This window comes from Actinomycetospora sp. 2LY8.5 (genome assembly GCF_057180585.1).
The window spans coordinates 86,939-99,412 of sequence record NZ_JBXUHE010000027.1; the positions used below are offsets into that span (position 1 = coordinate 86,939).

General features: G+C 75.9%; 9 protein-coding genes and 1 pseudogene. 6 read left to right on the forward strand and 4 right to left on the reverse strand.

Translation table 11 applies throughout. The features are described 5' to 3' along the window. Window positions 1-7: 7 nt before the first annotated feature. The 4 genes from AC2A1K_RS24380 to moeA all read right to left on the reverse strand — a co-directional run bounded on the left by AC2A1K_RS24380 (window position 8) and on the right by moeA (window position 5,796). The gene (locus tag AC2A1K_RS24380; RefSeq protein ID WP_483898925.1) at window positions 8-2,287 is read right to left on the reverse strand and encodes an AAA family ATPase; all 2,280 of its coding nucleotides are present in this window, start codon (window positions 2,285-2,287) and stop codon (window positions 8-10) included. Next, a complete protein-coding gene (locus tag AC2A1K_RS24385) occupies window positions 2,284-3,351 on the reverse strand; it encodes a CDP-alcohol phosphatidyltransferase family protein (RefSeq protein ID WP_483898926.1) in 1,068 nt (355 codons plus the stop codon). Before AC2A1K_RS24385 ends, AC2A1K_RS24380 begins: the two co-directional genes overlap by 4 nt. Further along, entirely contained in the window at window positions 3,348-4,151 is an 804-nt protein-coding gene (locus AC2A1K_RS24390; RefSeq protein ID WP_483898927.1) for a phosphatidylserine decarboxylase, read from the reverse strand. Before AC2A1K_RS24390 ends, AC2A1K_RS24385 begins: the two co-directional genes overlap by 4 nt. 376 nt (window positions 4,152-4,527) lie before the next feature. After that, window positions 4,528-5,796, reverse strand: a complete 1,269-nt coding sequence (gene moeA / locus AC2A1K_RS24395; protein WP_483898935.1) for a molybdopterin molybdotransferase MoeA — start codon at window positions 5,794-5,796, stop codon at window positions 4,528-4,530. A 195-nt stretch (window positions 5,797-5,991) separates the two neighbouring features. Between moeA and AC2A1K_RS24400 the strand changes: the two genes are divergently transcribed. The 6 genes and pseudogenes from AC2A1K_RS24400 to AC2A1K_RS24425 all read left to right on the forward strand — a co-directional run. After that, window positions 5,992-7,509, forward strand: coding sequence for a serine/threonine-protein kinase (locus tag AC2A1K_RS24400; RefSeq protein WP_483898928.1), 1,518 nt, complete (start codon window positions 5,992-5,994; stop codon window positions 7,507-7,509). A gap of 193 nt (window positions 7,510-7,702) precedes the next feature. Next, a complete protein-coding gene (groL, locus tag AC2A1K_RS24405; RefSeq protein ID WP_483898929.1) occupies window positions 7,703-9,334 on the forward strand; it encodes a chaperonin GroEL in 1,632 nt (543 codons plus the stop codon). A 43-nt stretch (window positions 9,335-9,377) separates the two neighbouring features. Continuing rightward, window positions 9,378-9,620 (forward strand): hypothetical protein, encoded by a 243-nt coding sequence (locus AC2A1K_RS24410; RefSeq protein ID WP_483898930.1) that lies wholly within the window; start codon window positions 9,378-9,380, stop codon window positions 9,618-9,620. Between the two features lie 116 nt (window positions 9,621-9,736). Beyond that, window positions 9,737-10,444 carry an alpha/beta fold hydrolase gene (locus AC2A1K_RS24415; protein ID WP_483898931.1) on the forward strand — a complete coding sequence of 236 codons (708 nt, stop codon included), beginning with the start codon at window positions 9,737-9,739 and terminating at the stop codon, window positions 10,442-10,444. Further along, the gene (locus AC2A1K_RS24420; protein WP_483898932.1) at window positions 10,441-12,102 is read left to right on the forward strand and encodes an AMP-binding protein; all 1,662 of its coding nucleotides are present in this window, start codon (window positions 10,441-10,443) and stop codon (window positions 12,100-12,102) included. Before AC2A1K_RS24415 ends, AC2A1K_RS24420 begins: the two co-directional genes overlap by 4 nt. 130 nt (window positions 12,103-12,232) lie before the next feature. Then, window positions 12,233-12,474: pseudogene (locus tag AC2A1K_RS24425) on the forward strand (hypothetical protein); the annotation flags it as partial.

A 12,474-nucleotide genomic window follows, 5' to 3' on the forward strand; every position in this document is an offset into this window, starting at 1 on the left:
TGGCCGGCTAGTTCTCCCCGGCATAGGCCTCGAGCTCCGCGAGCTGGCGGGGGTCGAGCGACGGCTTGACGGCCTCGCGGGCTGTCGTCAGGTCGCTCGCCGACACCTCCGTCGACTCCAGAGACGTGCGCATCGCCGTCAGCGCCGCCTCGCGGACGAGGGCGGCGCAGTCGGCGGCGGAGTAGCGGTCGAGGTCCTCGGCGAGCGCGTCGAGGTCGACGTCGTCGGCGAGTGGGGTGTCGCGGGCCGAGGCGCGCAGGATGTCCGCGCGCGCGGCGGCGTCCGGCGGCGGCACGTAGACGCGGCGCTCGAGGCGCCCGGGCCGCAGGAGCGCCGGGTCGATGAGCTCGGGACGGTTGGTGGCGCCGAGGACGACGACGTCGCGCAGCGGCTCGGCGCCGTCGAGCTCGGTGAGCAGGGCGGCGACGACCCGGTCGGAGACGCCGGCGTCGGTGGAGCCGCCGCGACGCGGGGCGAGCGCGTCGATCTCGTCGAGGAACACCAACGCCGGCGCGGCCGCCGCGGCCCGGCGGAAGAGCGTGCGCACGGCGCGCTCGGACTCGCCCACGAACTTGTCGAGCACCTCGGCGCCCTTGACCACGAACACGTTCAGCGAGCCGGTGCCCGCGAGCGCCCGCACGAGGAACGTCTTGCCGCACCCCGGCGGGCCGTAGAGCAGCACCCCCCGCGGCGGCGACACCCCGAGCCGCGCGAACGAGTCGGGGTAGCGCAGCGGCCAGAGGATCGTCTCGGTGAGCGCCTGCTTGGTCTCGACCATGTCGCCGACGCGATCGAGGGTCAGCCCGCCCGACGACAGCGTCTGCGACCCCGACGACAGCGACGCCGGTCGCACCGAGGACACGGCGCCCAGGAGGTCGTCGGTGGTCAGGGTCGGGGCGCCGTCCTCGGGACCCACCCGCAGCGCCGCCCGCACCGCCGCCTCCCGACGCAGCGCGACGAGGTCGCCGGCGACGAACCCCGGGGTCCGGGCGCCGACCGACGCCAGGTCGACGTCCTTCGCCAGCGGCACCCCGCGCAGCAGCACCCGCAGGAGTTCGGCGCGGTCGCGGTCGCCGGGGGCGGGCAGGGTGAGCTCGCGGTCGACGAGGTCGGCGCCCCGTAGCCGCGGGTCCAGCGCCTCGGCGCGCGACGACGTCACGACCAGCGCCGTGCCCGGTGTCCCCGCGGCCCGCCGCAGCGCCTCGAGCACGAGCGTGGACAGCGGGGGCGGGTCGGCCGCGGGCAGCAGCACCTCGGCGTCGGTCACGAGCAGCACCGTCGGAGCGCTCGCCGTCGTGTCGTCGACGGCCTCCCGCACCCGGGCGGCGGCCGCGCCGGCCTCGATCGCGGCGACGTCGGGCGCGGACAGGCATACCACCCGTGCTTCGACGTCGGCCGCCACCGCCCGCACCAACGTCGTCTTGCCGACGCCCTCGGGCCCGCTGACGAGCACCCCGAGCCGCGGCGCGGCGCCGAGGCGTTCGAGCAGCTCGGGGCGTCGGAAGACCAGGTCGAACCACTCGCCGAGCCGCCGCGCGGGCTCGGCCTGCCCGACGAGGTCGGCGACGGCGACGGTGGGCTCCTCGGCGACGGCGACGGCGGGCTCCGGGGCGACGGCGGCGGGCTCGGGGCCGGCGACCGGCGCCGCGACCGGGCGAGGCCCGACGGCCGCCGGTGTCACCGCCGGCGCCCCCGTGCTCGCCCCGTTGCGCCAGCGCACGACCGTCGTCGGCGCCACGACCAGCGCGGAGGCGGGGTCGGCGCCGCTCGGCGGCTCGGCGGCGGTGACCGTGACGAGCTCGGTGGTCCAGGTGCCGCCGAGTGCGGCGGCGAGGCCCCGGCGCGCGCCGGCCGCGTCGGCGCCGGGGACCGGGCTGAGATCCTGGGGCAGCAGCGAGAGCGTGTCGCCGGAGAGCAGGACCTTGCCGGTCAGGGCCAGGCGCAGCGTCTCGGGCGGCAGCGACGCGGTGGCGAGGCGGGAGCCCGCGACCTCGACGTGCCGCGCGACGGCCACGGGCGCGGCGGCCACACCGACGGTCGACCCGTCGACGACGCCCGCGTTGACCATGGTCGTCTCGTCCAGCACCGCGGTCCCCGGCGCGGCGGGGGCGGCCGCCGGGGCGACGAGGGCGGCCGTGGCGCGCACGCCCGTCACACGCACCGCGTCCCAGGCCTCGAGGCCCAGCGCGGTGATCACCTCGGGGTGCAGGCGGACGACGCCGCGGCGTGCGTCGCCGGCGGAGGTGCCCAGGCGGGCGAGGAGGTCGACGCCGGCCGGGGCGCTCACGGGCGGTCCTCCCGGTGCCGGCGCAGGCCGAGCCGGCGGGAGCCGCGGGGCCGGGGCCTGCGGTCGCGCACCCCGTCGCCGGTGCCGTTGCGGTCGGCCGGGCGATCCGGCCGCTCGGGCGGTCCGGGCGGCAGGGGCGCCGTCGGCGGGCCGCCACGCCGGTCCCGGTCGCGCCCGATGTTGCGGGCGGCGGTGCCGGCCCGTGCCGCGGCGCCCGCCACACGGCGGCGCAGGTTGCGGCGCGGCGGCGCGAGGCCGAGCCGGCGGTGGGCGCGGCGCACGGCCCGGCGCTGGCGCGGGGGCACGTGCCACACCTCGGGGTGGCGGCCCAGCCAGCGGTAGCGGCTGACCGCCCACGGGATGTGCACCAGGTAGACCGCCACGGCCACCGCGTAGACGACGAACGGGAACGTCACCAGGGCGGTCGCGGCGAACGCGACCGCGACCAGCAGCGGCGCCACGAGTGTCGGCGGCACCCGGACGCTCTTGAGCGAGGCGGTCGGAACGCGACTGATCATCAGGGTTCCGACCATCAGCGTCCACACCGCGACCACCGCGGGCAGCGACCAGAACCCCGGGCCGAGCTGGATCTCGAGCGCGAGCGGGGCCAGCGCCACCAGCGCGCCGGCCGGGGAGGGGACGCCGACGAAGAACTCGCCGGCGTAGGGCGGCGCCTCCTCGTCGTCGGAGAGCGTGTTGAACCGGGCGAGGCGCAGCGCGGCGGACACCACGAGCACCAGCGCCACGACCCAGCCGATGCGGATGTCGTCGAGCGTCCAGAGGAACAGGATCAGCGCGGGGGAGACGCCGAAGGACACGCAGTCGGACAGGGAGTCCAGCTCCGCGCCCATGCGGCTGGTCGCGTCGAGCAGGCGGGCCAGGCGGCCGTCGAGCGCGTCGAAGACAGCGGCGAGAGCGATGCAGGCCAGGGCGGCGACGCGGTTGTCCGCGAGCATGAACTGCACCCCGGACAGCCCGGAGCACAGCGCCAGGACGGTGACGGCGTTCGGGAGCAGCCGTACGCCACGCCCGCCGCCGCGCCCCGCCGCGGTCTCGGGAGTCATCGGGACCTTCTACTCGGGTCCGGCTGCGCTGCGCTACGTGTCCCGCCACCGGTGTCGGGCAGATCGGCGAGCACCGTCTCGCCGCCCACCGCCCGCTGCCCGGGCTCGACGCGCACGGTGCTGCCCGCGGGGAGGAGCAGGTCGACCCGCGAGCCGAAGCGGATCAGGCCGTAGACGTCACCGGCGCGGACCTCGTCGCCGGGCGCGGCGTCGCAGATGATGCGGCGCGCGACCAGCCCGGCGATCTGGAGGACCGCGAGGTCGTGCCCGTCGGTGCCGTGCACCCACATCGCCGTGCGCGCGTTGGTGTCGCTGGCGGCGGGGAGGTCGGCGGACAGGTAGCTGCCGGGGCGGTGCTCGACGGCCTGGACCTGCCCGTCGACCGGCACGCGCTGCACGTGCACGTCGTAGACCGAGAGGAAGACGCTGACCCGCGGGCGCGGGCCGGGCGGCAGGCCGCGGGCGACGAGGTCCTCGGGCGGTTCGGCGGTGTCGACGAGGCTGACGGTGCCGTCGGCGGGCGCCACCGCGATCCCGGCGCGGCGCGGCGTCGTGCGGTGCGGCGACCGGAAGAACGCGGCGACCCCCGCCGTGACGGCCAGCGCGCCGAACGTGCCGCGACCGCGCAGGGCCCGGACGCCGAACGCGGCGGCGGCGACCGCCCCGATGACGGGCGCGCCGCCGGGATGCAGCGGCGGGATCGTGTCGCGCACGAGGGTGAGTGCGTGGCGCACCGTGCCGCCGGGCCCCGCGGGTGTCTCCGGGCGGTCGGCGTGCTGGGCGGGGGACTGGTCGGACATGACCATGTCGGTACGGAACCCTCTCCTCGACGACGCGCGAGGAGAAACCTATCGGCCGGGCCGTGTCGCGGACGAGGTGGGAGATGAGGTGGGAGACGAGGTGGGAAGGCCGGGATGGGGCCGGGGCCGCCATCCCCCGAGACGGCGACCCCGGCCGGGAACCGCTCGTCCGCTCCCCAGCGACAAGCGGTTGGTCCTGTGTCGGGCCCACCCGGACGATGTCTGGACACACGTGGATGCGAGTCCATGACACCTGTCACTCATGGTGCCCGATGTCGCGCGACTGCGGAAGTCCGAGTCGCCCCAACGGTCCAACGGGATTGCTCGACGGGACGCTCGACCGGGACTCGAGGGGCTCCATCGAGTCCCTGGAGGATCACCCGTCCAGGAGCCAGACCTCGACGTCCTCGCCGGCCTCCACGCGCGTGACCTGCGCGTCCACCACGAACAGGCAGTCGGCGCGGGCCAGCGCGGCGAGCAGGTGCGAGCCGGCCGCGCCGACGGGTGCGACGGTGCCCGCGACCGCGTCGATCCGGCCCCGCCGGAACTGTTGGCGCCCCGCCGGGGAGTCCAGTGCCTCGGCGAGCCGCGCCCGGACCCGTGCGCGGTCGGGCTGCGGGTGCCCCATCGCCCGGCGCAGGACGGGCCGGACGAACACCTCGAACGAGACCAGCGAGCTCACCGGGTTGCCGGGCAGCGTCACCACCGCGACCTCGCCGAGCGGGCCGCTGTGGTGCCCCGCGCCCTGCGGCATGCCCGGCTGCATCGCCACCTTCGAGAACGTGACGCCCCGGCCGCCTCGATGGCCCGGCTCCCCCCTCGGGGTGCTCCCTGGAGCGCTGCGCGTCCGGGAGAACGCGTCCTTGACGACCTCGTACGCGCCGGCACTCACCCCGCCCGAGGTGAGGACCAGGTCGACGGGGTCGTCGGCGCGCGCGGCGAGGGCCTCGTCGAGGGTGCGGGTGAACTGTTCGACGTCGTCGGGCACGAAGCGCAGCAGCTCGCCGCGCCCGCCCGCGTCGTCGACCGCGGCCGCGAGCATGGGGCCGTTGGACTCGTGGATCTGGCCGTGGCGCAGCGGCTCGCCCGGCGCGACGAGCTCCGAGCCCGTGGACAGGACGAGCACCCGGGGCCGGCGGCGCACCCGCAGCGTGCCGGCGCCGATCGCGGCCGCGAGCCCGATCTGCGCCGGGCCGAGGACCGTCCCGGCGCTCAGCACGACCTGGCCGACCGTGACGTCCTCGCCCGCGCCGCGGACGTTCTGGCCTGCGGCGACCGGGCGGTCGACGCGCACCTGCTCGGTACCGCCGTCGGTCCACTCGACCTGCACCACGGCGTCGGCGCCCTCGGGCATCGCGGCGCCGGTCATGATCCGGTGCGCGGTACCGGGCGCCAGCGCCGGGCCGTCGGTGCGGCCGGCCGGGACGTCGGCGGCGACCGGCAGCTCCACCGGTGTCGTGGCGAGGTCTGCCCCGCGCACGGCGTAGCCGTCCATCGCCGAGTTGGCGAACGGCGGCAGCGGGTGCGACGCGACGAGGTCCTGGGCGAGGATCCGTTCGTGCGCCCGGGCGAGCGGCACGGTCTCGGTCGCCGTCGGTCCGAGCAGCGCGGCGACGGTGGCGACGTGCTCGGCGACCGGTCGCATCGCCGTGGGGTCGCCGTGGTCATGGCCGTGCCCGGCGCCGTGCCCGGCGCCGTGCCCGTCCGACGGTCGAGTTCCCCCGCGCTCCGTCTCCTCGTGTCCCGTCACCACGGCATCGTCCCGCCCGGGTCGCGGGCCTGCCGACCGGGGCGCGTCGTTCTGCCCGGAACGGCGGGGTCGCGGCGTTAGGGTTTCGGCGTGGCGGACCGGAGTGCGCGGGACCTGACCGGGCAGCGGCTCGGTCACTTCCGCGTGGACGGCGTCATCGGCCGCGGCGGCATGAGCGTGCTCTACCGGGCGACCGACACCCGGCTCGGGCGCCGCGTCGCGCTCAAGGTCATCGACGAGGCCCTGGCCGCCGACCGCGAGTTCCGCGAGCGCTTCGTCGACGAGGCCCGCAACACCTCCGCCGTCGACCACTCCCACGTCGTCCCGCTGTACGACTTCGACGAGACCGACGGCCACCTCTACATCGCGATGCGCCACGTCGAGGGCCCGGACCTCGCGAGCGTCATCGACAACCGCCCGCTGACGGTCTCGCGGACGCTGCGCCTGCTCGGTCAGGTCGCCGACGCCCTCGACGCCGTGCACGCGCGCGGCCTCGTGCACCTCGACCTCAAGCCCGCGAACGTGCTGGTGACGACGCGCGAGTCCGCCGGCGAGCACGTCTACCTCGCCGACTTCGGCCTCACCCGCCGCGGGGCCACCGGCCACCGGACCTCGGGCGGTGACTTCCTCGGCTCCCCGACCTACGCCGCCCCGGAGCACCTGCGTGGCGAGCCCGTCGACGCCCGCACCGACGTCTACTCGCTGACCTGCGTGCTGTTCACCTGCCTCACCGGGCGCGCGCCCTACCTCGGGTCGGTGACCGAGGTCATCGACGGCCACCTCGCGGGCGACGTGCCCTCGATCGCCGACCTCGTGGGCCTCGACCCGCGCATCGACGACGTCGTGCGGCGCGGCATGGACCCCGACCGACCCCGGCGCCACGAGACCGCCAGCGCCGTCGTCGAAGCGGCGCGGGGCGCGCTGACCGGGCCCGGCCCGGTGCCGCTGGTCGGCCCGCCGCCCGCTCGTCGGCCGGCAGTCCGGCCGCCCCACGGCGTCCCGCCGCGCGGACGTCCGGTGCCGCCCGTGCCTCCCGCCGCCCCGGTCGGTCCCGTCGCACCCGTGGCCTCCGCCGCGCCGGTGGCGCCGGCCGAGGCGGTGAGGCCGGCGGCCGTGCCCGACGCGACGCCGGACGCCCCGTCCGCAGCCACGCCCGCCGACCCCGTGGCGGACGCCCCGCCGACCACCCCGGCCGAGGAGCCGGCGACCCCGGCGACCCCGGCGACCCCGGCGCCGTCCGCGCCGGCGTCGCCGAACGGCCTCCAGCCGCCGCGCGGGCCGTCCGGCCCGCCCGCGGGACGACCCGGCCCGCCCCCAACCGCGCCGCCGACCCCGCCCCGCGGCGGTCGGCCCGGACGGCCACCCGGCCCGCCGTCGGGCCCGTTCGCGGCGCAGGGCCCGCCCGGCCCTCCCCCCGGGAGCCCGCCGCCCGGACCGCTCACGCGCTCCTCGGTGGCGCCGCCGATGCGGTTGCGCGACCCGATGCCCCCCGACCGTGACGGGTCCTTCGTCCGCGCGGCGTCGGACCGACCGAAGCCGCTGGTCCTGGTCGTGGGCGCCGTCGTCGTCCTCGCGGTCGTCGTGCTGCTCGTACTGCTGCTCGTCTGAGCGTCACGCCGGGCACGACACCGGTGGGGGGGCTCGGTTGCACTCGCCCGACCCGAGTGCCAACATGGCGTTGGCACTCGGTATCGTCGAGTGCCAGGTCGGGACGGTGAGACTGGCGGTCTGGATGCCGGTCGTCCGTCGCGGGCACCGCGCCTGGCCGAGCTCACGTGTCTCTCATCGGAGGACCACCCGCATGGCCAAGATGATCGCGTTCGACGAGGAGGCCCGCCGCGGCCTCGAGCGGGGCATGAACAGCCTCGCGGACGCCGTCAAGGTGACCCTCGGCCCCCGCGGCCGCAACGTCGTCCTGGAGAAGAAGTGGGGCGCCCCCACGATCACCAACGACGGCGTTTCGATCGCGAAGGAGATCGAGCTCGAGGACGCCTGGGAGAAGATCGGCGCCGAGCTCGTCAAGGAGGTCGCGAAGAAGACCGACGACGTCGCCGGTGACGGCACGACCACCGCGACCGTGCTCGCCCAGGCCCTCGTCCGCGAGGGTCTGCGCAACGTGGCCGCCGGTGCCAACCCGATGTCGCTCAAGAAGGGCATCGAGAAGGCCACCGAGGCTGTCTCGCAGCAGCTCCTGAAGTCGGCCAAGGAGGTCGAGACCAAGGAGCAGATCGCCGCCACCGCGTCGATCTCCGCCGGCGACGCCCAGATCGGCGAGCTCATCGCCGAGGCGATGGACAAGGTCGGCAAGGAAGGCGTCATCACCGTCGAGGAGTCGCAGACCTTCGGGCTCGAGCTCGAGCTCACCGAGGGCATGCGCTTCGACAAGGGCTACATCTCGCCCTACTTCGTCACCGACCAGGACCGGATGGAGGCGGAGCTGGATGACCCGTACATCCTCCTCATGTCCTCCAAGATCTCCTCGGTGAAGGACCTGCTCCCGCTGCTGGAGAAGGTCATGCAGTCCGGCAAGCCGCTGGCGATCATCTCCGAGGACGTCGAGGGCGAGGCCCTGGCGACCCTGGTCGTCAACAAGATCCGCGGCACCTTCAAGTCGGTCGCCGTCAAGGCCCCCGGCTTCGGTGACCGCCGCAAGGCGATGCTGGCCGACATGGCCATCCTCACCGGCGGCGAGGTCATCTCGGAGGAGGTCGGCCTCAAGCTCGAGACGGCCGACCTGAGCCTGCTGGGCCGGGCCCGCAAGGTCACCGTCTCCAAGGACGAGACCACGATCGTCGACGGCGCCGGCTCCGCGGACCAGATCCAGGGCCGCGTCCAGCAGATCCGCTCCGAGATCGAGCGCAGCGACTCCGACTACGACCGCGAGAAGCTCCAGGAGCGTCTCGCCAAGCTCGCCGGCGGCGTCGCGGTCATCCGCGCCGGTGCCGCGACCGAGGTCGAGCTGAAGGAGCGCAAGCACCGCATCGAGGACGCGGTCCGCAACGCCAAGGCCGCGGTCGAGGAGGGCATCGTCGCCGGCGGCGGCGTCGCGCTCCTGCAGGCCTCGACCGGCGACGTCTTCTCGGGCCTCGGGCTCGACGGGGACGAGGCCACCGGCGCCAACATCGTGCGCACCGCGCTCGAGGCGCCGCTGAAGCAGATCGCCCACAACGCCGGCCACGAGCCCGGCGTCGTGGCCGAGAAGGTCCGCGGGCTCAACACCGGTGAGGGCCTCGACGCCGCCACCGGCGAGTACAAGGACCTGATCGCCGCGGGCATCATCGACCCCGCCAAGGTCACCCGCTCGGCGCTGCAGAACGCCGCGTCGATCGCCGCGCTGTTCCTGACCACGGAGGCCGTGGTCGCGGACAAGCCGGAGAAGGGCGGCGGCGCTGCTGCCGACCCGACCGGCGGCATGGGCGGCATGGACTTCTGAGTCCAGCCCTCCCCGGCACCTGAAGGGCCGCACCCCCACGGGGGTGCGGCCCTTCGTCGTGTGCGGGGACTCGCTGCATCGCCGTGGCCCCGCGCGGGTGATCACGGCGAGGAAGGTCGGCGCGGCGGTGCCGATGATGTACAGCGACACTGGTCGAGGCCCCGACAACCCGTTCACGCGCCTGGCGATGGCCGGGCGCTTCACCGTCACCGGCGACGGCTACGAGTACCTGCGGCTGACCTCCGCGCTCCACCGCCTCGCCGACGCCGCCCGGGAGATCGCCTGATGGCGCCGACTGCCTGTCCGTGGGCGGCACCCTCGCCGTCGTCGAGCAGCACGGTGCGGTGCCGACGACGCCCCGCCCGTGCTCTGCCTGAACACCGCGGGCCAGAGCGGTGTCCAGTGGCGCCACGTCGCCCCGGCGCTCGCCGTCCGCGGGTACCCGCGCCGTGGTCCTCGACCTGCCCGGTCACGGTCCGCTCCGAGCCCGTCCCCGGCGGACCCGTCACCGACCTCGGCGAGTACGCCGCCTGGTGCCTCGCGCTGATCGAGCGGCTCGGGCTCGTACGCCCGGCTGTCGTCGGCTGCTCGATCGGCGGTGAGATCGCCCTCGATGTCGCGGTGCGGGCGTCGGACACGCTGAGCTCCGTCGTCGCCATGGCCGCCGACGCCCACACCGGCGGGCGCCCGTCGGTGTCGGGCCTGCGCCGCGAGCTCTGCGACGTCGCCGCGCCGAGCCGCACCGACCGCACCGACCTCGGCACACTGGTGGTCGTCGGCCGCGCCGTCCCGTGCGAGCGCGCCGAGCTCATCGCGACCATGCACCGAGGGGAGGATCCGGCCGTGTCCACCTCCGACCTGCTGGGCTGGGTGACCCACGACCGGCGCGACGCCCTGCCCCGGGTCACCTGCCCCGCCCACCTGGTGGTCGGCGACGACGACCTGTGGCTCGACGTCGACCGGGTGCGGGCAGCGGCGGCGCGCATCCCGGGGACCCGCTGCACGGTCCTCGAGGGCATCGGGCACGACCCGATGGAGGAGATCGCGGACGTCGACGCCGTCCGCGGCGGCTGGCTCACCGAGCTGACGACGGTGCGGGAGGCCTCGTGACCATCCCGCACGCCGTCAGCGCCTTCCCGCCGCCGGGGGCGATGCCGGTCGACCTCCCCGACCTGCTCGGCCGCCTGGCCCGCCGCGACCCCGGCGCCACGGTCGTGCTCGACACGACCCCCGACGGCGCCACCCTCCCCGTCACCCGCGGCGAGTTGTGGCGCCGGGTCCGCGCGCTGGCCGAGGAGCTGCGCGGGCACGGGATCTCCGCCGGCGACGCCGTCGCGGTGTGGATGCCGAACTGGAGCGACGCGCTGGTCTGGCAGTTCGCGGTCGCCGCCCGCGGCGCGCATGTCGTCGGCGTCAACACCCGCTACGGGATCGAGGAGTCCGGGCACGTGCTCGGCCGCGCGCGCCCGCGGCTGGTCGCGCTGGCCCCGGGCTTCCACGGGCTCGACCTGCTCGAGCGCCTGCGCGCGGCGGCGGCGCACTCCGGCGTCACCCCCGAGGTCGCCGTCGTCACGGGCCCCGGCGAGGCGACGCCCGACCCCGCCGCGTCCGACGTCGGGGTCGGTGCCTGGACCCCGACGCGCGACGACGGCCCCGAGCCGGGGCCGTCCGACCCGGGCGCCCTGGCCGTCGCGTTCACGACCTCCGGCTCGACCGGGCTGCCGAAGCTCGCCGCGCACAGCGGCTCCGCTGTGCTGGCCCATGCGGTGGCCGACGCCGCGGTCCTCGGGATCGGCGAGGGCGACGTGGTGCTGGGCGCGCTGCCGATGTCCGGCGTGTTCGGCTACAACGCGGTGATGGCCGGGCTCGCCGCCGGCGCGGCGGTGCTGTTCGAGCCGACCTTCGACGCCGACCGCGTGCTCGACCACATCGCGGCGCACCGCGTCACCCACCTCGGCTCCGGCGACGACCTGGTGCTGCGCCTGCACGACGCCTGGTCGGTGCGCCCGCGGGATCTCTCGAGCTGGCGCTGGTGGGGCGTCGCCGACTTCCAGGGCCGCAGCCACGAGCTGGCGGCGTGGCTGCGGGACGAGGCCGGGACGCAGGTGAGCGGGGTGTACGGCTCGTCGGAGGTCTTCGCGCTCACCGCCGCCTGGCCCGCCGACGAGCCGGCGCCCGCACGCTGGGCCAGCGGCGGGCGCGTCGTGCACCCCGACATCGCCGTGCGCGTCGTTGACCCCGACACCGAGGCCGTTCTCGAGCCCGGACGCGAGGGCGAGCTGCACTTCCGCGGGCCCAACGTCGTCGACGCCTACCTGGGCGCCCCTGACGATCGAGCCCCGGACGTCTGGACCGCCGACGGTTGGTTCCGCTCCGGCGATCTCGGTGTGCTCGTCGACGAGGGCGTGTTCGTCTACGTCTGCCGGCGCGGCGACGCCCTGCGCCTGCGCGGCTTCCTCGTCGACCCGGCCGAGATCGAGCTGCGGCTGGCCGCGCACCCCGACGTCGACACGGCGAAGGTCGTCGGTGTGACCGGCGCGGACGGGGCCACGACCGCGGTCGGTTTCGTGGTCGGCGCGGCGGGACGGGCGCCGTCGGGAGAGGATCTGGTGGCGTGGTGCCGTGAGACGCTCGCGGGCTTCAAGGTGCCGGCGGCGGTGCACGTCGTGGACGCGATGCCGACGACGTCGGGCACGAACGGCACGAAGATCAAGGCCGCCGAGCTGCGCCGGTGGGCGGCGGAACGGGCGGCGACCGGGATGGGGTGAGTGACCCCAGGTCGTGTGGAGATGCGTGCGTCGACGATCTGCGGCAGCGACCTGCGGGCGATCTACCGCGAGCACTTCGGCGAGGGCCCCGAGGCCTACCAGGACGTCATCGTGGGCACGCCGACCTGGGGTGGCCGAGGAGCGCGACCTCGTCCTGCTGCCCGACAGCCGCACGTTCCTCGACGGGGCGTGCGTGGCCTGCGGATTCGCGACGGCCTACGAGGCGCTGTGCCGCGTGGCGTTCGCGGGGGGTGTCTCTATGGGGTTGTCAAGCCGCGAGGGGCTCGGGTGCTCGCGCTGGGGCGCGGTAGGGCTGGTGGTCGCGGAGCATGGCGTAGATGACGTCGGTGCGGCGGCGGGCCAGGCATATCA

Coding starts and splice junctions, on each gene's coding strand:
- AC2A1K_RS24385 (WP_483898926.1), bottom strand. CDS start 3,351: ATGACTCCCGAGACCGCGGCGGGGCGCGGCGGCGGGCGTGGCGTACGG.
- AC2A1K_RS24390 (WP_483898927.1), bottom strand. CDS start 4,151: ATGTCCGACCAGTCCCCCGCCCAGCACGCCGACCGCCCGGAGACACCC.
- moeA (WP_483898935.1), bottom strand. CDS start 5,796: ATGCGACCGGTCGCCGAGCACGTCGCCACCGTCGCCGCGCTGCTCGGA.
- groL (WP_483898929.1), top strand. CDS start 7,703: ATGGCCAAGATGATCGCGTTCGACGAGGAGGCCCGCCGCGGCCTCGAG.